Here is an 18,833-nt window from a genome sequence, read left to right as displayed (position 1 = left end):
GCGACTTTGCATAGACCAATCCAAGAGTTTGGATGTTCAGCCGCTCGTACCGGGGGAGTAATGTAGTATGACGGAACACAGACACAGACTGCGCGAGTTCGAGTCGCTAAGAGCCGTGATCACGACTGGGACAACCATCGGCGCCGCGCGGCGTCTCGGGATTTCGCAGTCTGCCGTGAGCCGGTCCTTGTCACAACTCGAGGCCCGTGTTGGGCGATCGCTCTTTCTCCGGCGATCGGGACGTATCGACCCAACAGACGAAGCCTTGCGTCTCAACGAAAAACTGGACCCAATTTTCGAGACGCTGGCGGACATTGAGGGCGCAGAATGGGCTACTCCGGATAACGAGCCGTTACGCCTGATCGTGCCGCCGACTCTGGCACATCACTTTGTCATCTCCAGGGTGGCCAGTTTTCTCAAGAAGAATGAAGGAAAGCAGCTTCAATTGGATATTCAGGCCACGGACGTGCTGGTCGCCGGCATTCTCGACCTCCGCTATGATCTTGGTTTGACGAGTGCGATGATCCAACGAACGGGTGTTCATCTCATGCCTTGGCGCCGCAGTCAGGTGGTCTGCGCCATGCCGAGCAACCATCCGCTATCGGAAAAACGAGTGGTGACGCCGCACGACCTTGAAGGCGTCGCGCTGATCGAGTTTCTGCGAAGGCTGGGGACGCGAGCGATCACCGAAAAGATCTTTGCGCGCGCTGGAATTCGGCCGAAACAAGTCGCAGAAACGGCAACGAACATGGCCGCACTGGAGCTCGTCCGCGAGGGTTTGGGCGTGACGCTGATCAATCCCTTCCCGTTGTTGTCGTCAGGGATGGAAGGTGTCGTCGTCAGGCCATTTGACGCCGCCATTTTTTATGACACGAGCTTTGTACTTCCATCAGGCAGGCCACCTTCTCAGCTTGCCCGCCAGTTCATGCGATTTGTCAAGTTGACGACGCCGCAGGACAAATACTCAGAGCCCGTCTAGCGCAGCATCTTAGCCGACCACGAGGTGTCGACGTCCATCGGAAAGTTCGGTCGTGGCAAATTCGCAAACGGCCAGCGGTCGTGAACTGGCGACGTAAGCCCGCCCGTGTCGACCTCAAATACCTGGTTTGGCCCAAACCAGTTGGAAAACCCGGCCCGAAAGTGGCCTCGGGATTTCACAACAACAGTCCGGGCAGACGCAATATCCAGCCCGAACATATGAAAGAACACGGGGTCGGCAGTCTGTGTGCGATCGGTGATCACCACCACGGTGATACCACCAATACGAAGCGCAGCGGATGGCCCTAGGGCCAATCTCCGACCAGCCGTCATGCCCAGTTCACCTACCACATCTCCATTATGGAGACCCAAGACCTCTGCATCCACCTCAAAAGGCACATCCCATTGCGCCCAGAAAGCGCTGGAATCGGAAGACCGGTTGAATCGTGCCCTGAATTTGCCGCCGACACCGATGCCATGGGCTTCGTTCGCAAGTTCCGGATCACAAAAGGAACCGAATAGGCATTCTTCGACTTTTGCCGCATGAAGAGCGGCTATCAGTTCCGTCGTCCTGCCACTGCCGCCGCCACCAGGATTGTCACCGGCATCGGAGAAAATCACAGGCGTGCGCGCTTGGTCAGCGGAAATTGAGATCGCTTCCGTCACGGATGTCAGTTTCCGAACGAAATCCTTCCTCAATGACCAGGCCATGTCTGCCAATTCTTCCGCCAGTGCATTGGCCGCCTTCTGGTCCTCACGCGCGGTGACAACGATGCTCAGACCGTTGTCGGGCGTGTCGGAGAAAAGAAAATTACCGAAGATCGATACGTTTAGAATCTCACCTCGACCTTCGGCTTGTCGTCGCTGACCATGGTCGATCAGCGCGCCATACGGGTGCTCGGCACTTAGCAGGGTCACGGATGCCGGAACAAGAGGCAGTTTGACATGCGCGGTTTGGGGCCGGACGCCCGACGCCAAAACCCGGTGCAGCGAAAAGGCGGCTTCCTCGCCACGTTCTATTTGATCGACGTGAGGATTGGTCCGATAGCCGACGATCAGGTCACAGGCATCGACCATCCGTTGTGAGATATTTGCATGCAAATCGAGTGTCGCGATGACAGGTACGTCCGGTCCGACAACTCTCCGAATGCGTGACATCAACAAACCGTCGGGGTCGTGGTCGTGCTCGGCAACCATCGCGCCGTGATTGCAGATGTAGACTGCGTCGACAGGGCCAGCTGAGCGAAGCATGTCTTCCGAAGTCACCATGATCTCTTCGATCACGGTTTTTCGTACTGGACCTGCGGGATGGCTGGCTGCCAAGATACAGGGTACCGGCGTCCAGTCGCCCGTAGCATCCATCGCCCGGACAAAGGCCGCAAATTCTATTGCCAGCTTTGGTGTCGCGGATCTGGCTTCAGACATCAAAGCATCGCTTGTAAGCCATGTCAGAGACTTAAAGTCTGACAAATCAGCCGGGGGTGCAAAGCGATTTGACTCGAGAATTGCGCCAAGGAGGGCGATCTTTGGAGCCGTCATGCGAGAGGCCTTTGGAAATGCAACACAGTGCGAGGAAACATGAGTAGGTGATTTCAATCAAGATATCATGCGTCTTCTCTGTTCTAGGAAAACCACTGCCGCCTTGCGTCTTTCCTATAACGCGACGCGCAAACGATCAGTGCCACCCGTTATGCTGACAGAAGTTTCCGGAGAATTCGTAAAGATTGTTTGGGCCGATGACCCAGACGTTCACCTCATGCGCGGCGCACCGGATCGCCCACCCGCCCGGTTCAATCGCCGGGGGCAGGACGCTTTGTATCTGAGCCCTGATGTCGAAAGCGCAAAAGTCGCTATTGGTCAGGACGTTAGGAAGGATGATCGCCCGCGGGTTGTGCTGACCTTCGAGGTGGAACGATGTGCGTTATTCGATCTGCGCAGCCCCGAAGCCGCGGATATCTATGCACTCGCCAGTCAGCCCTGGCGCAAACTCTTAGCTGCGGGCGGAGAGCCGTCTTCATGGCTCGCTGCTGATCGGCTCAGAACAGATCGGCATATCGGGTTGATTGACCCTTCGCGAAGGCGTCCGGGTCTTTGGCACATAACTTTATTTCGATGGAGCGAGCCAGGCGCACCTGGCGTGTTTCGGCGTAGTGAAGTGAAGCCGGTTTCCGTCCTGCCGGATTATCGGTGACGTTTAAGGTGCGACCAACTATCATTTCGCAATTATGGTCATCGCGAAAATTGGCTGTGTGGAGGACATTGTCATGAGTTCTCTTCTGGCACGCCAATGACATTTTTTTGCATGTTGTTTGAGCGCTCGTGACAGTCTGCTTTCAGTGCCAAAATGTAGCTTCGCTTTGGGTAACGAAAGGCGGCTTTGGGCCGCCCGTTTCAAAAAGAATTTGTGTTCAAGATGCTGGCGGGCACATGACTTCGATCAAGGAAGGGCCGTCACGTGATAGCCCCGCGGAAAGGGCTTTTGCAAAGCTATCGGTGTCTTCAATTCGTATTCCGGGAACCCCATGCCCTTTAGCGAGCGCAACCCAATCAAGCGTTGGGTTTTCCACATCAAACATTGCCTCCGCATTCTTGCCAAAACTCTCAACACCGACATTTGCCAGCTCATCTCGAAGGATTTGATAGCCGCGGTTTGCAAAAACAATCACCGTAACGTCCAGGCTTTCGCGTGCCATCGTCCACAAAGATTGCAACGTATACATGGCTGATCCATCGCCTGTTAGAGCAATTACTTTTCTATCTGGACATGCAATTGCTGCGCCGGTTGCGCACGGTAGGCAAAGCCCTATCGCACCACCGGTTCCCCCAAGCAAGTCATGTGGTCGCGCGGTTGCAGTCGGAGGAATGACGTGAAACCCGGACGTCACGGATTCATTGCAAACGATAGCATTCTCGGGAATGAGGGCCGCTAACGCTTGGCCGACTTTCGCTAGGGTGAGATCTCCGGTTGGGATTGGAGGCAGGTCGAGAGCGTATGTGTTCAGCTGTGTCTTGCTCGAAACACCAACCGCATCTGCCAGTGTTTGAAGAGTCCAGGCAATATCATCCGTCGGAGCACACAGGCTTGAAACCGTGCAACCGGCGGGCTCGGGTGTGCTCGGTTTGCCCGGGTATGCAAAGAAGGCAACGGGTTGGTCGGCGCCGATCAAAGTGATTGACGATGTCTGTTCAAGCTGAGCGATCTTGGGTGCAATTGGATACACAAGTTGATCCAATTTGGCAGCCCCGGCCCCCTTCGAAATTCGAGGGATTAGAGTATCCGCCAACAGGCGGCATCCGGTTTTGACGGAAATTTTTCCAGCCAGTACACGAAGTGGACCAAAAAGCGCGGAACCACCTATCATCAAAGCCGCGTTTGCAGTCTTCAGACGCATGGCTGCGGCCTCGATGCCTTCCAAGGACGGGCGATGAAGTGGTTGGGCCAGAATGCTATTCGTCGCAGGGCCAGTCGCTGCATCCCAAGCAGTATCGGCGGGAAGAACAAGAGTGGCGATCTGGCCGTTTTGAGATCGGGCGGCCTGGATGGCTGCGGCCCCGTCCGATGCGACGCTTGTGGCCTGATCAGAAACTCGTGTCCAATGGCTTATGGCCTGACTTACGCCAATAATGTCGCCTCTGAGTGGGCTTTCATAGCGCAGGTGATGTGTTGCGTGATCTCCCACCACATTCACGATCCCGGACCCTGATTTTCGGGCGTTGTGTAGATTGGCAAATGCGTTGCCTAGCCCCGGTGCAAGATGCAGCAGAGTGCCGGCGACGTCCCGTTTCATGCGGTAATAGCCATCAGCGGCGCCCGTCGTTCCACCTTCGAACAGGCACAGAACACAGTTCATCTCGGGATGTCTATCAAGAGCCGCAACAAAGTGCATTTCAGACGTGCCTGGATTGGCGAAAACCGTATCCACACCATTGTGAAGAAAGGTTTTGACTAACGATTCTGCGCCATTCATTCGATCACCGCCAACTCTGATTTCAACGAACTTTATGGGAGAGACAATCTAAAAGTAACTGAAAAAGCTTTCGATGATGTGCAGGCCGTCAATCGTCATCGATGCCCTCGCCCGTAAGACATGCCATGTTGAACAACGCGAAATCGCGGTGGTTTTCGGCCAGTTCAAGTCGAACTCGGGTCGCCCAGACATGCTTGGGTTTTGGCGGCCGCTTCTGACCGACGATACGTCCTTTGTTCCAGGTTGGGCGAAGCGCGCGAACGGCAGGTATGTTTGGGTTTCCATGACTGATCCTCCGATCCGCCATGCCCTCCCACAACGACAACCCGACATTGACGAGAAACAATATTACAGGATGCTGCGTCGCCTCAGAGGCCTGCTGGGAGCTCGACGTAGCCATCCATCGTTGCTTGAGCAGGACAATAAATTGCGCATTTGACAACAAGTATTTGCGGCCCACATGCTGAAACGTGAAAATCGAGGTGTAACGACCAAAGGTAATTTCATGTTTAGATCATCAACCCGAAGTGAAGCAGAAAGTTTGTTAAGCGGACTTGCTCTTGGATTTTCTGCGGACCCGTTCATGCGTTGGCTGTATCCTGAACCTGCCGATTTCCTTACCCACTTCCCGCGAGTAATGGATTTCTTTGGCGGGCGTGCATTTGAACAGGGTAGCGCGTTTCGGAACGATGATTTCACTGCTGGCGCACTTTGGCTTCCGCCAAGCATTCACCCTGATGAAGAACGGCTTGTCGCCTGTTTTGAGCAGACGGTCTCACCAGAAAAGCATGATGCGTTGTTCGAAACCTTCGGGCAGATGGACAATTATCATCCCGATGAGGATTGCTGGCATTTAGCATTTATTGCGGTCGATCCAATTCGCCAAGGAAAAGGATTGGGGTCCGCGTTGCTTGAATGCTGCCTCAAACGTTGTGATGAAGATGGAAGACCTGCTTACTTAGAGTCGACAAACCCTACAAATCTATCGCTGTATAAGCGCTATGGTTTCCAAGAGATGGGTCTAATCAAAGCCGACCAAGCCCCACCCCTGTTTCCGATGTTTCGAGCCGCCCAATAGCGGTAGATCAAACGGCTGCATTGTCTGCAATCTGTGAGTTCGGCAGTTTCAGGATATTTATGTCCGTAGCGAATGGCCGGTCTGGTGAAGCCGCACTGCGGCACCAGTGACTGCGATGAATGTCTCTTATGGGCCGTCTGCTGGCCCTGTCGCTGATACTGTGATGCACCCTAGGTCAACTGTGAGCCTAGCCTGTGAATTCGAATTTCTCGCTTGGTGCAGCCGCAGTACCAGAAGTGTTGCAAACGTTAAGTATGGTCACTGTTGCTAGTGCAGAGGGAACGTCTATCAAGCCGGAGTTGGGCCGGACAAATGGGGTTGTCATCTATAACTTGACGATCCGTTCTCGCGATCCAAACATTTTCCGTGGAAGCTGTGGCAGCTTCACAATTGCGCATGATAAACTGCTTGCAACGCATAAGATCAGAGATGAACCATGCGGTTACCGGATGAAAGCGATACGGAATATGGAACGGGCAATGTCCGGGCATTTCTGGAAAGCTTGACCGGTCCGTCTCGCGGAACCGTAACCTGGCTTGTCGGCACCGCTTTGTCCGCTTCACTAGGTCAAGACCGTATCCTGAAGATAAGGCGGAAAGAGGATGTACCCCCACATGACGAAGATGTGGCGACCTTTCAATGGTCGCAAGGCGGTTACACGCTAAACGCGCTGCCCGGCCGGGAAATCTGGGTCAATGGTCAAAAGACTGCTTCGGCAGTTCTTAGGCATGGCGACATGATCGAGTTTGGTGAAAAGGGTCCCATGTCGCGCTACAGGATGTGTGACCACTCATTCCCTGCACATCAAACGGTCGAAGACATAATAAGTGACGCTTATGTGTATGCGCGCTCCAGCCGACGACCCTTCGCCAGCAAAATGTCCAGTGCGCTGCGCGAAGGCGGACGTCGACTGACATCACAAACCACGGTTTTGTTCCGGTTTACCGTTATCTACTTCTACTTCTACTGATTACAGCCTTTGGCTATTTGCTTTTTCAGAACGATCGGAAGCTGGCGGATAGCCTGAAACAGGAATCTCTCAAGATCGAGGCGGTTGCTGTCATGCTTACGCAGACGCGAGAAGATGCATTGACGGCGGATGATCTGGTCGCGCTCAGAGAAGCGTTTGACAATCAGGTGCTTTCCACCGAACAGCGCCTTGGGACATTGGAAGAGCGTGCTGGTGCATCCAGGCGGGTAATAACGGGCTCGACGCGATCCATTGCCTTTATCCAAGGGGCCTACGGATTGCGTCAAACCGAAAGCGGCAAATTACTGCGGCATGTGCTTGGCCCAGACGGGGAGAAACTAAAAACTCCATTCGGGAAACCGTGGATTGAGCCAGATGCGGCAGGCGCGCCGGCAGAGTTTCAGTTCACCGGGACCGGGTTTCTTTTGCAGGACACCTCTCTGTTGGTGACCAACCGTCATGTCGCCTTGCCCTGGACGACCGGGGATCGGGCACAGGCCCTGAAGGCAGCAGGGCTTGAAGCCGAGATACTTAGTCTGCTGGCTTATCTGCCAGAACAATCCGAGCCAATGGAAGCGGTATTGCTTAGGGCAAGCAAAACGGCCGATCTGGCACTTCTGTCCGTTGATGCGAACCGTGTTCAAGGGCTTGGGCTTACACTGGCACCTGACCCGCCGCGTGCAGGTGAAGAAGTTTTCCTGCTTGGATTTCCAACTGGCCTAAAGGCCTTGATTGTGCAGGCCGGGCCGGATTTTCTGAAAACGCTGGAGAGCGATGGCGCCGTCGACTTCTGGACGATTGCAAAAAATCTTTCAGAGCAGAACAAGATCAGGCCTCTGGCCAGCCGGGGAATCGTCGCCCAGACCAGTCCCGGTGCAGTCGTTTATGATGCTGAAACCACAACCGGCGGAAGCGGCGGACCTGCCCTGAACCGAAATGGCGAGGTGGTGGCTATCAATGCCGCGATCTTACCTGAATTTGGCGGCTCCAACATCGGTGTTCCTGTATCGCACCTCAAAGTGCTTCTGGAGGAAATCCGGTAGCAGCCACTGGGGCGAAACTCCCGCTGACTGTTACCGTCAACAGAGATAGCTCAGAATTGTATCAGTTCTGCGCTTAGCTAGGGTCTAAACATTGTATTCCTTGTTATGGATCGGGAACGCAGGCCAACGCGTACCCGATCAGCTGAGGCAGGTCGTGTAGCATGAAAGATGCTTCGCGCTGCCGGGAGCCGTTCTTCGACACTCACTTCGAGATGGGGGACTCTGAGACCCTGGGGTCGCAACCGAACAGCGGCAGCAGTTTCATGCTACGAGCCAAATCTGCCACATACTGTTTTAGTTGAATAGCGAAATTGCTTCATGCATTATATTTGAAAATTAAATAGATACCCCATGGATATTGAACTCGCGCGAACATTTCTGGCGATTGTCGAAACGGGCAGTTTTCTGGAGGCTGCCAACAAGGTTTACGTTACGCAATCAACAGTGAGCATGCGCATTCGGTCACTCGAACAACAGCTCGGACGACCAGTATTCGAGCGCGGAAAATCGGGTGCTACACTTACTCCGGCCGGGCACCGCTTTCATAAACACGCGCAGGCACTTGTCAGGTGCTGGACACAAGCCCGGATCGACGCCTCCCTGCCTGATGCGGTGGAAGCTGCTCTGGAAATCGGTGCTGTGCCCAGCTTGTGGGACGGGTTCCTGATCGACGCGATGCCAGCGTTCATGCAAGCGTTTCCGAATGTGGCGGTTCACGGGTCTACGGTTTCAACTGAAACACTGCTAAGCCAAACGACTGCGGGCGCGCTGGATTTGGCTGTGATGTATGATCCGCGGAACACTGTCGGGCTGACCGCAATGCAGTTGTTCGAAGATGATTTCGTACTCGTGAGCAGCGATTTCGATACCTCGCGAAGCCCATTTGAAGAAAACTATGTTCTAATCGACTGGGGGCCGGAGTTCCGTGCCGATCACCTGCTGAACTTTCCGGAAATTCCGACGCCAATGTTGCAGCTTGGAATTGGCACTCTTGGCCTGAACTACTTGAAAGCCCAGCCGGGAGCCGGATTTTTTCCCTGGCGGGTAGTAGCGCAGGAAGTCGAAACCGGTTGGTTGAAGGTGATTGAGGATGCTCCTCGGTTTGCTTATGCCGCCTATGCTGTTTTTGCAGACGATGATCCTGAAAGCCTCCCCTGCAAGGCCGCCCAGCTATTGAGTGCCTTTGCAAAAGAACAGTTTCCCGTCACGGCCTGAGATGGCGGACTACTCGCGGCTTACCATGTAGAAGGCGAATTGTCAGTTTTCGGAAGCCTCCAGGGCTTCGGTTGCTGCGGGTTGCATTTTGCCAGACTCGAACATTAGACCTGCAGTAATCCCGACCATCAAAACGCCGCCCATGACGGCCCAGTACCTCCAACCAAAAGACCTGTGCAAACGCATTTTTCTCTCCACGGTCGTCCATCGAGACCAGAACAGTATAAGGAGGGATAGAAATCTGCCAAATCGTGGGGACTGACCCTCAAAAAGGCAATATACTGAAAACAAACATCTATTCAGATCATCGATAGCACAGTTGAGAAAAAATCATTAGGTTTGGCACTCCGAAAACGAAGATTGATCCCCTAAAATATCGAAGCAGAGGGAAAGGAGGTTTCGATGGATAGGCGTTGGATTAATCGCGTTACCGAACACATAAGGCGTTTCATAGCGTCACAACGGTTCGGGATCGTGAAGCATTCGGCAGCAAAACAGCAGGATTTGCAAAGCCCACAAGATTGGGACGATGCCGCCGAGATATGGGACCCGTCCGAATTCGACCCGGAAAAAGAAAACCGGGAACGACGTTTGCGCCCGAGCGATTACGAATGGGAAGCAACCGGCGAACTTCCTTGGCGCGGGCACAATCACCGATTCAAAGGAGGTTGAGGGAAATCCAAGGCCTGAACATTGGTTATTACAGTCTCAGGTGACGCAATACTCGCGTCCCCTGATCCCGCATCGCATACCGTTTGGGATCCGAGCGCACCGAAGATGAATTCCCACTCCGGATAGCATGACCGAATACATTTGAGATTATGGAAAAAAATTACGTCGCTTTCGGCCTCTTAGGTCGAAAACAGCGCAGCGCCTTCTGTGTGTTTTGGCAAAATCCAGTACCAATCAAAAACGGTGTACAGAATGCTGGAAGTTCATTCGATTCCCGGCGCTTTTACCGCGCGGGAATGTGAGCAAATTGTTGCTGAATCACAAAAAGCCCCGGCAAACGAGGCCCTGCTTGTTGGGCAGAACAAGGGTCATAATCTGCGCAGAGCGGATGTGACTTGGCTGGACGACGTCGACGGCTCTGATTGGGTGATGTCACGCCTGATTGATGTGGTCCGTCGCTCCAACACCGACAAGTTTGGCTTCGATCTGAGCGAGTTCGCCGAAAGTCCGCAGATTGCCTGCTATAAAGCATCAGATGGTGGTCATTTTGCGTGGCATTCCGATATTGGCGACGGTCCAGTCGCCCGAAAAAGAAAGCTGTCGTTGGTTGTTCAACTCAGCAAACCCGGAATGTACGACGGCGGAGACTTGGAGATAATGCCGGGCGCTTATGCTGTAACGGCCAGCCGGCATCAGGGCAGCGCAACCATCTTTCCCAGCTTCTTGTTGCATCAGGTGACACCGGTCGAGAATGGTGATCGGTATTCGTTGACGGTCTGGGCGCATGGCCCGGCGTTTCGGTGATGATTTCCGAACTCGATTGATTAAGAGTCCGAGACTACAAGGCTAACGATTCCTTTCATGTAGGAAACAGAGTCGAAAGAGTTAGGCTTGCCTTTAACATATTCGCTGAAATGGCATTTCCTGTAGTCCAACGTATCTGCTAAATCCTGGAATCCGCACGGTACTGACGCCTGAGTTGCTTTGGTCACTCAATGGCTGGCCTCTATTATGTATCCGTCGGTAAGCGACTGGCGACTGATTTCTCATGGACTAAGTTTGGCAGGCTCACCATATCAGAAGCAACTTTGCCAGCTGCCTTTGAAGTACTTTCGACAGATATGCGTGTCTGACCCAACCGGGGGTGCAGCTTACGAGCCAGAACCCACGTCCAAAGCAAACCCGCGCCACCCGCGGCGAACACGCCAGAGAGCGGTGCCACGAGAAGAACCAGCCAGGCGGCACCAGGTGTAATAATACCCGAAACATCGCGAAAGCTCGCGTAAATTGCTGACATCTCAGTTCGTTCGGAAGGTTTGACTGCGAGAAGGAAAGGCAAACCTGCGGAAACATCAAGTAAGATCAGGAAAATCGAGCCCATCATCAAGAACGCGATTGTGACTTCAGGGATTCCGAATGGAACTCCAGCAAAAAGAAATAGCAGCCCGGACATGAGGAATCCGGTTCTGACTGCTGCGCGCACCGAACTGCGCTGCATAAACCTAAGCATCAGCGGGGTGCAAAACAGGGCGGCATTGGAAATCGATAAAGCAATCCCTCCAAGCTGGCTGCCTAGCCCGTTCTGAACCGCATAGATGGGCAGATATACGACATAAATCCACCACCCGCAGGAACGAACGACTGCGAATACCCATCCGGCAACCAATCGCGGTTGCGCAAAAAACCTCCCGAAATAGGCGAACGGATTTGCGGGAGCGCATTGGCTTCTGGTGATGAGCCTGCCGTTTCCGAGGCGCATAACAAGAAAGATGAGAAGCATGACAATCGCTGCACCGGCTGCAATCAGGAACGGTGCAGGTTGCCACCACTCGTACAATATCGCGCCAAGTGCAGGGCCAGCCGTCCAACCCAGCGCACTGTAGAAAAGCCGAGATGTCTCAAAACGTCCCAGTTCAATCCTGGCAACATGGTCGAGTACATAGGCGTTGAAGCACACAAATGTCGTCACAACGGCGAAAGTCGTGAGTGCGAGCCCCGCAATAACGGCAGCAGGGGTCGCAACGGTCGTCACAACCGCACCCGCGACGTACGAAAGAGTGCCGAATACATAGACCCATCTCCTTGGGACAAACCGGATCAGGTAGGGAACCAGAAGACCGATCAAGAGTGAAACTGTGCCAATGGCGAAATAAATTTCGGATACAAATCGCGCATCCTTCAGCGCGTTGTATATCGCTACCGGAAAAACAGAGATCAAAATACCCCTGGCAATCGCCTCTGATCCCGCCAGAATGGCGAATCCCGGCACACTGGGTGCTGGCGCATGGCGAAGCCATTCTGGTATTCGGCGTTCATGCATGAGAAGTGCTCAATGGACTGGGAATCAGTCAAACCTGTTTCCTCATTTTTTCTCTCCTGGCAGCGACCCGATGTCGTTTTTGCTAATCGTGTAAGTTACAAAAATTCCATAACTGAATTTCGTTTTTTCTTTTTGGGAACCCGCTTCGCTGGCGTTCAATTTAAGCGCTGAATCCAGCGAAAGCATAGCTTGAACTCGGGCTGGATTCGCCCAGTAGAATGGCCGCAAACGGGAAATCACTGCACGACCGAAAAATCTACCGCTGCGGATGCGAGCACTTTCAGCATGAGCAAAAGTCGTGGCTGCAAAAGTCGGTTTTTTCCGCGATCTGTGAATTCAGGCTCGCCCAGATTTTGCTGCCGCAGCGAATGTCGGCAAAGCGGGCTGCTGCTGCAACACCTGATGGCCTCGCTCAAAGTCGGCAATGGGCCGGACCTGTCACAGATCGCTTACCCGTCCTTCTTACAAAGTCGCACTTCGTGGCTGGTGCTATTAAATATGGAGCTAGGAAACTGGGGCGATTGTCCGGGATGTTGAGAGTAGTGACGGTTTTTCGAGTGAACAAGCTTCTGATAGGAGAAGACCATCGACAAAACAGAACCCGATTGGTGCCCATGAGACAACACCGTTGTTTCCGCGGCTCCTTTCCAATTGATGATCTTTCAAGACAATTAACCCTGTTCAGAAAGCCCTGCACGCTGATCCAAGTCCAGCACCGCAGGGTCTATCATGCGGTTTTTTGCGCTCATTCTGACAGAATTCCGCATGGCTTCACTTCGGCGAAGCAATCGACGGAAACGCGCCTCGTCGAGCAAAAGTAGTGTCGAGGGCGCCAACGCCCGCACGTTAACGCGACGGGGCCGTTTCAACAGCATGGCCAATTGCCCGAACATTTCGCCACGACCTAACCGCGTAGTGTGTCTGCCTAACTCCACTTCGACTGCGCCAGAAGCGATGAAGAACACACTCCGGGCGAGTTCATCTTTGGAGATGATGGTTTCACCTGCATTGGCATAACGGGTACGCAGTGCTCTGCTGAGTTTTCTCAGTGATGCTTTGTCGAGATCAGAGAATAGCGGAAACTGCCTGACCAGATCCCGTCCTTTGAGGGCGATGTCCAGTACCGGACGCCCTTCAGTTAAGGCACGGCGTGCCGCCATTTCCTGCATCAACACCGAATAGAGTTCTTCACCCACCAGGCCGTCTTCGCGCATGACCGTGTATTCACGCTCTTCCAGTCGCAGCGCAGTTCGTCGGATGAACCGCCGCTCCAGTTTTTCGGCATAGCCTGGATATTGTAGCCGCAAACCATCAAGCGCGGTCTCAACCGCCTCGGATCGACGTGCCAACAGATCATCGAGCAATTCCGCAACCCGGCGGCCGTGAATCCGTCGTATGCGGCCACGGACAAACCCGTCGAGATCCCGCAGGATCAGGCGTTGCATGAGCAGTCTTTCAAACCGATCCGTTGTGATACGCGTGAGTGGAAACGAGATTCGAAGCCGGTTGTGCAGAAACACAGCGATCCGGAAAGACTTGCCGTAAACGACGGACCGATTTGACGCGCGTTGATAGCCGATCCGGCCTCCGGTCCGTGCCCCTTCAATGAGTCTATCCGCGTCGGACAGAACTTTTTCACTCAGAACCGACGACATGGTGCGCTCTCGCATTCGGGCCAACACGGAATCTCGCTCCGCACCGGCCAGTGCAATCAGGCCAAGCGTGATCCGGTCACGATCAAGGATCTGAGCGCTGTCTTCGGCGGCCTTTACAGCTTCATCGAGGCGTTCGCTGAACTGTTTGGCTTCGGTTCTGATGATATCGTGAGTCAGGTTGTAGTTTTCTGCGGTGCGGGACACGTCCTCGCGCACTGATTGCAAGGCGACCGCGACCACCTGGCGTGATAGTGCCGTATCAAGCGGAGAGAGCTTGTCGAGCCCCAGCTTTGTGATCACCGAGCGCAAGGTTGTGCCCTGAATAATCAGCGTAAACAGTGTAAAGCCTGTGGCCAGGATGCCAACCAGACGCTTGGTCTCGAGCGGGATATGCGTGCTTTCAGTGACTGCCAGCGCCAGCGCCAGAGTCACGGCACCCCGCAGCCCACCCCACAGCATCGCGGTGCGATAGGGGCGTTCCACAGCCGGCGACAGACCGATTGTCGTAAGCAATGGCAACAACCCGAACAGAACCGCCGCCCGCGCGAGTGTTGCAGCAAGAACCACCACAGCCAACAGGCCAAAGTCAGACGGTCGCACGCCTTCCAACAATCTCGGTATCAGCAATGCTGCAAGAATAAAGATCAGCGCCCCGGCCCAATGCGCCAGAAGGTCCCATACTTCTTGCAGATTTGCCCAAGCGACCGGTGACACTCGACCGGGGCCGGTCAGATTGAGAGTAAGCCCTGCCGCCACAACAGCGATGACACCCGAAGCACCGATGCTTTGTTCAGCAACGATATAGGAGAGATACGGCAGCGCAACGGAAACTGAAATTTGCGCCATTTCCCAGCGGTCTACGAAAGCCATCAGCCAAACCGTCATGCGCGCCATGAGCCAACCGGTGAGTACTCCGCCTAAGATCAACAGAGGAAATTGCCCCAAGGCTTCACTTAGTAAGGGATCGGGTCTTCCGAGCATGACAAAGCTCATGAATAGCCCGAAAAGAGCAATCGCTGCGGCATCGTTGAGAAGGCTTTCGCCCTCGATAATTCGTGACAGCCTGCGTGGTGCGGAGATGGATCGAAAAATGCTGACAACCGCCGAGGGATCAGTTGTCGACACAATAGCACCGATCAACAGGCAGGCGGCCAGCGGCAACGTACTTACCCAACTGAGCGCGTAGCCAATAGAAAGTGTAGCCACAATCACTGCCACAACGGCCATCATCAGGATGGGCATCCAGTCGTCCAGCATCCTGCGTAGGTTCATGCCGAGTGTGGCCTGAAAGAGCAACGTTGGCAGGAAAACATAAAGGAATGCGTTGGACCGGATCGGCAGATCAATGATCGCTTGCGCCCCAGGATTCAGCGCATCCGTCAGGTCAGTGTTGAGAAAAAAGGTCGCGCCAAGCCCGATCACCACCCCCAGGACGGCGAGAATAACGCTGAAAGGCAAGCGCAATCGAGCAGCCAGTGGCTCCGCCACGCCGATTACAACAAAAAGCGAAGTGATGATGGTCGTAATTACGACTATGTCCATCAATACCTATTACCTGAGAACTCGAACTAAGGGAATCCAACCTTCAAACCGGATCGACCCTGTGGGATCAATGTGTGAACTTACACTCGTCAATAATGTGCAGTTGCAGCGAATGTCAGGAATGACGGGCCGCAGTGCGACACCAGAGCGGTGAGTGAACGGCAGGTTTGGGCCGTCCGCAACAATCCCTCAGACTGAACTTTCGGCTGATGCTGCAATGCATCCGATGGCCTCGAAGAGCCCAAAATACAAAATGCTTCAACGCGCTTTAAGGTCAGCGATGCGCAGAAAGCTGACTTTGCAAAGTTGCCGTTCAACGTTTCGCTTGCCCGACCTGACCGTCCCAGATGGTCGGAGGCTCTTCTTGGAAGTGCGGCACTTTAGATTGTTGTCCTAATTGAGGCAAATTTAGGTACAGAGCATTTTTGGGCTACGTCAGCCAACGTAAACGCCAGGGAATATGGGCAATACGAAATCCAATTATCCAGATGACAATTGACGAACTATTGGTCGACTAATCTCATTGTCCGAGCAAAACCTACCATGCGAGCTTCAGCGCTGCTTTCGTTTGACCGAAATAATGCATCCAGAATGTTTTGGATGCCTTGCAGGCACATCCCGTGCCATTGCGTCCACGTTTCCCAGGTGCCGTAACGCTCCGTTGTTCAGCAACACGCCTCGCCCAGCATCATAACGGCGCTGTCCAAATCCGCTGGCAACGCATTCCCAGTCTTCCTTGGCTGCCGCGTCGCGGAATCTCGGTAGGTCGTGCGGGTCATGTCGTCCAGGTGTTGCTGCGACGTGATCGTGTTTCTTCGCATTACTTTGGTGGGTTACATGGTGGGTCACTTGTGTTGTGCCAGGTTGCTGTACAGTACCGGTTGTCGGCCTCGGTTTGGGGCGCATGATTGTCACGACGCCTTGAGGCTTCGGATGTCCTGGGACGGCCACGTGAGTTGCCGTAGGTTTTGGTGTCAACTGTGGAACCTGGCCAGGAACCGCCGTGGGAACCTGATTGGGGATTGCGGTTGGGATAAGCGGTGGTGTCGCCGTAGTACCGCTGGGTTGCGGAACACGGCCGGGCACTGCGACCGGAATCTGGTTTGGTGTTGCAGTCGGGACGAGCGGTGGCACAGCAGTTTGTCCAGTGGGCTGAGGTGGGACCTGACCAGGAACTGCGACTGGTATTTGGTTTGGTGTTGCGGTGGGCACAAGTGGCGGCACCGCTGTTGGGCCGGTAGGTTGAGGCGGAACCTGGCCAGGGATAGCTATCGGAACTTGATTGGGAGTTGCAGTCGGAACTTGCGACGGCACCGCGGTAGGACCGGTAGCCAATGGTGGAACCTGATTGGGAACGGCTGTCGGCACCCGGTTTGGTGTCGCGTTTGGTGCCAAAGGCGGAGTTAGAGTTGGCGCTACTACCGGCGTGGGAACCTGACCAGGAACCGCTATTGGTGTCGCAATAGGAACCTGATTGGGAATTGCGTTCGGGACCGCGCCCGGCGCAAGGACTGGAACAGTAACGGACGTGGGCGTTTGCTGCGTTCCCTTAGGCGGCAACTGATTTGCCACCGGTTGAGTTGGGCCAGTAACTTGATTACCTGCTCCTTGCCCACCAGCCTGCCCGCATCCTTGGCTCGACTGGTGTGGGTTCCCTACGCCTCGGCACCACCCGTAGTGATTTCCGCGGGCAAAGACTTGAGTAGCGGCTAGTTCTGCAATTAGACAAGTTGCGGTAAGTACAGCAATGCGGTTCAGTTTCATAATATCCTCACCAACTTGTTGTCAGAGCAAGATACGCGCCAGGATCGCCAGAGTCGGTCAATGGGCCGTCTCTCAAAGGGACACCGACGTATCCGGATAGGAATAGGTTTTGCTTAAACTCAATGTCCAAACCCAGACCTGTCGAAGCCAGTGTAGCATTATCAACTTCAAAACTCGCAGGGTCATTGTTCGAGATGTAACCCACGTCGAAAAAGGCAAAGGGCGTCAAGCGATGTATGCTCTGGGAACTGGGGAAGTAGGAATGAGACACTTCGAAAATCGCGGAAATCCCGGAATCACCATCCACTTCGTCAAAACGATATCCGCGCAAAGCATAACGATCACCAAGGAAGTACTCTTCGACTGAGGGCAGCCGGTCTGTTGTGTACTGCCCCCAGATCTCGGTGCGCCAAGCTGTGTTGGGAGACAAGCCCTCTAGCGGGCTTTCGTATCCGACGCCACCTCGTAGATGCCAGAACGAAGAGTCCCCGTCGTCAAAATTCGCGTCTGTCGTGTCGTTGTCATTGTCACCAAAAGATAAGGTTAGCCCCGCTTCCAGAGCTTGTCCCTTTGGATAGTTTTGCCCGTAAAGATATGTAAGGCCAACGACACTCGCGTCACTGGATAGTGGAACGCCACCACTGACTGAATCCGCTTTTGAAAGGCGATAGTCCAGCAGAAGATACCCATAACGGGCCACATCGCGGATCACGGGGTAACCCATCGCGACTGTGAAGTTCTCGCCGTCAATATCTGTTCTCGCAAAGCTCCCTGAGAGGTCACGTTTTGCGTTTATGTTCCCGTAGAAAATCTCACCGTATAGACCATTGCTGCTCAGCGGTGTGCGATAGGTAAGAGCGCCCCATAAAGAGTGTTCATCGTCTTTGTCCCAATTGTAGTTGCCTGAACCCTCAAATCGCAGCAAATCCCCGACGGTCAGCGTTGAATAAAACTCTTGTACGACATAGAAACTGAGCGCTTCTCCAAGCTCTCGCGGAGGGTTGTCGAGTGTCGCGCTGCCTGCTTGCTTGCGCAGAGGTTCTCCCAATACTCTCAGCCGCGCGCCGGCCTGATCTGGATAGTCAAGTTCGGTCGACAATTCCAAGTCAGGTAAATCCTCGGCCAGCATGACAGCCCGCTCAAATCGTTTCAGTGTTGTGGGGTAGGAGGTGGTGAGAGGCTGAAAAATCTTCTCTAGTGTCTGGAAAGTACGCGTATCCACGCCTTCAATTTCGATGGTTTGAATACGCCCTTCATCAACAACAATGCTCTGCCCGTCGGGACCAGGCCAGGCCTCAGCCAAGAAGTAACCGTCTTCCCGGTATATCTGAGTGATCGTTGATGCGACTTCCACCGCTGTGATGCGCCCTGACCGATTGAAGGCCAATTGACCGGCAAAAGTTAGCAGCTCATCCGTATCATACACCGTTACGCCGCTGACCGAGTGTTGTGATGCAATGTCCCAAGTTTGGGCAATGCTACTTCTAGGAACTGATGCAGTTGCCACAAGAGTGCAAATGATCGCAAAAACAACCGAGCTGAATACGCGCATTTTTGACAACCTTAAAGTGACTGAGCATGTTGAAGTCCAATGTTATTATGTGGTTCGCATGTGTGAACCTGACGCT

General features: G+C 54.0%; 13 protein-coding genes and 1 pseudogene. 8 read left to right on the top strand and 6 right to left on the bottom strand.

Going from position 1 to position 18,833, the window contains the following annotated elements; all coding sequences use genetic code 11:
• Window positions 1-67: 67 nt before the first annotated feature.
• Entirely contained in the window at window positions 68-979 is a 912-nt protein-coding gene (locus ACR0NF_RS17065; RefSeq protein ID WP_480472938.1) for a LysR family transcriptional regulator, read from the top strand.
• On the opposite strand, the gene ACR0NF_RS17060 is transcribed toward ACR0NF_RS17065, so the two are convergent.
• Window positions 976-2,517, bottom strand: a complete 1,542-nt coding sequence (locus ACR0NF_RS17060; protein ID WP_480473302.1) for a M81 family metallopeptidase — start codon at window positions 2,515-2,517, stop codon at window positions 976-978. The genes ACR0NF_RS17065 and ACR0NF_RS17060 overlap by 4 nt on opposite strands.
• Window positions 2,518-2,668: 151 nt before the next feature.
• Here ACR0NF_RS17060 and ACR0NF_RS17055 point away from each other — a divergent pair, with 151 nt between their 5' ends.
• Window positions 2,669-3,169 carry an RES family NAD+ phosphorylase gene (locus ACR0NF_RS17055; RefSeq protein ID WP_480473300.1) on the top strand — a complete coding sequence of 167 codons (501 nt, stop codon included), beginning with the start codon at window positions 2,669-2,671 and terminating at the stop codon, window positions 3,167-3,169.
• A gap of 217 nt (window positions 3,170-3,386) precedes the next feature.
• Here ACR0NF_RS17055 and ACR0NF_RS17050 read toward each other — a convergent pair whose 3' ends face one another.
• Both ACR0NF_RS17050 and ACR0NF_RS17045 read right to left on the bottom strand, forming a co-directional pair.
• Entirely contained in the window at window positions 3,387-4,946 is a 1,560-nt protein-coding gene (locus tag ACR0NF_RS17050) for an acetolactate synthase large subunit (RefSeq protein ID WP_480473298.1), read from the bottom strand.
• Window positions 4,947-5,067: 121 nt separating this feature from the next.
• Window positions 5,068-5,253, bottom strand: a pseudogene (locus ACR0NF_RS17045) (hypothetical protein); the annotation flags it as partial.
• Window positions 5,254-5,406: 153 nt separating this feature from the next.
• On the opposite strand from ACR0NF_RS17045, the gene ACR0NF_RS17040 reads away from it, so the two are divergent.
• The 6 genes from ACR0NF_RS17040 (at window position 5,407) to ACR0NF_RS17015 (ending at window position 10,728) form a co-directional block, all read left to right on the top strand.
• Window positions 5,407-6,024, top strand: a complete 618-nt coding sequence (locus ACR0NF_RS17040; RefSeq protein ID WP_480473296.1) for a GNAT family N-acetyltransferase — start codon at window positions 5,407-5,409, stop codon at window positions 6,022-6,024.
• 436 nt (window positions 6,025-6,460) lie between these two features.
• A complete protein-coding gene (locus ACR0NF_RS17035) occupies window positions 6,461-6,994 on the top strand; it encodes an FHA domain-containing protein (RefSeq protein ID WP_480778660.1) in 534 nt (177 codons plus the stop codon).
• Window positions 6,995-7,086: 92 nt separating this feature from the next.
• Window positions 7,087-8,037: a S1 family peptidase gene (locus ACR0NF_RS17030; RefSeq protein ID WP_480778659.1), complete on the top strand. Its 951-nt coding sequence runs from the start codon at window positions 7,087-7,089 to the stop codon at window positions 8,035-8,037.
• A 351-nt stretch (window positions 8,038-8,388) separates the two neighbouring features.
• A complete protein-coding gene (locus tag ACR0NF_RS17025) occupies window positions 8,389-9,252 on the top strand; it encodes a LysR family transcriptional regulator (protein WP_480668032.1) in 864 nt (287 codons plus the stop codon).
• Between the two features lie 402 nt (window positions 9,253-9,654).
• A complete protein-coding gene (locus ACR0NF_RS17020; RefSeq protein ID WP_480570596.1) occupies window positions 9,655-9,924 on the top strand; it encodes a hypothetical protein in 270 nt (89 codons plus the stop codon).
• A gap of 252 nt (window positions 9,925-10,176) precedes the next feature.
• The gene (locus ACR0NF_RS17015; RefSeq protein WP_480778658.1) at window positions 10,177-10,728 is read left to right on the top strand and encodes a 2OG-Fe(II) oxygenase; all 552 of its coding nucleotides are present in this window, start codon (window positions 10,177-10,179) and stop codon (window positions 10,726-10,728) included.
• A gap of 205 nt (window positions 10,729-10,933) precedes the next feature.
• On the opposite strand, the gene ACR0NF_RS17010 is transcribed toward ACR0NF_RS17015, so the two are convergent.
• The 3 genes from ACR0NF_RS17010 to ACR0NF_RS17000 form a co-directional block, all read right to left on the bottom strand.
• Window positions 10,934-12,244, bottom strand: a complete 1,311-nt coding sequence (locus tag ACR0NF_RS17010) for an MFS transporter (RefSeq protein WP_480570591.1) — start codon at window positions 12,242-12,244, stop codon at window positions 10,934-10,936.
• A gap of 671 nt (window positions 12,245-12,915) precedes the next feature.
• Window positions 12,916-15,441, bottom strand: a complete 2,526-nt coding sequence (locus ACR0NF_RS17005) for a cation:proton antiporter (protein ID WP_480778657.1) — start codon at window positions 15,439-15,441, stop codon at window positions 12,916-12,918.
• A 1,771-nt stretch (window positions 15,442-17,212) separates the two neighbouring features.
• A complete protein-coding gene (locus ACR0NF_RS17000; RefSeq protein WP_480778656.1) occupies window positions 17,213-18,757 on the bottom strand; it encodes a ShlB/FhaC/HecB family hemolysin secretion/activation protein in 1,545 nt (514 codons plus the stop codon).
• Window positions 18,758-18,833: the final 76 nt, after the last annotated feature.

The organism is Ruegeria sp. CF4, assembly GCF_056537345.1.
This window is presented reverse-complemented; position numbering and strand designations above follow the sequence as displayed.

Coding starts and splice junctions, on each gene's coding strand:
- ACR0NF_RS17065 (WP_480472938.1), top strand. CDS start 68: ATGACGGAACACAGACACAGACTGCGCGAGTTCGAGTCGCTAAGAGCC.
- ACR0NF_RS17060 (WP_480473302.1), bottom strand. CDS start 2,517: ATGACGGCTCCAAAGATCGCCCTCCTTGGCGCAATTCTCGAGTCAAAT.
- ACR0NF_RS17055 (WP_480473300.1), top strand. CDS start 2,669: ATGCTGACAGAAGTTTCCGGAGAATTCGTAAAGATTGTTTGGGCCGAT.
- ACR0NF_RS17050 (WP_480473298.1), bottom strand. CDS start 4,946: ATGAATGGCGCAGAATCGTTAGTCAAAACCTTTCTTCACAATGGTGTG.
- ACR0NF_RS17040 (WP_480473296.1), top strand. CDS start 5,407: ATGCTGAAACGTGAAAATCGAGGTGTAACGACCAAAGGTAATTTCATG.
- ACR0NF_RS17035 (WP_480778660.1), top strand. CDS start 6,461: ATGCGGTTACCGGATGAAAGCGATACGGAATATGGAACGGGCAATGTC.
- ACR0NF_RS17030 (WP_480778659.1), top strand. CDS start 7,087: ATGCTTACGCAGACGCGAGAAGATGCATTGACGGCGGATGATCTGGTC.
- ACR0NF_RS17025 (WP_480668032.1), top strand. CDS start 8,389: ATGGATATTGAACTCGCGCGAACATTTCTGGCGATTGTCGAAACGGGC.
- ACR0NF_RS17020 (WP_480570596.1), top strand. CDS start 9,655: ATGGATAGGCGTTGGATTAATCGCGTTACCGAACACATAAGGCGTTTC.
- ACR0NF_RS17015 (WP_480778658.1), top strand. CDS start 10,177: ATGCTGGAAGTTCATTCGATTCCCGGCGCTTTTACCGCGCGGGAATGT.
- ACR0NF_RS17010 (WP_480570591.1), bottom strand. CDS start 12,244: ATGCATGAACGCCGAATACCAGAATGGCTTCGCCATGCGCCAGCACCC.
- ACR0NF_RS17005 (WP_480778657.1), bottom strand. CDS start 15,441: ATGGACATAGTCGTAATTACGACCATCATCACTTCGCTTTTTGTTGTA.
- ACR0NF_RS17000 (WP_480778656.1), bottom strand. CDS start 18,757: ATGCGCGTATTCAGCTCGGTTGTTTTTGCGATCATTTGCACTCTTGTG.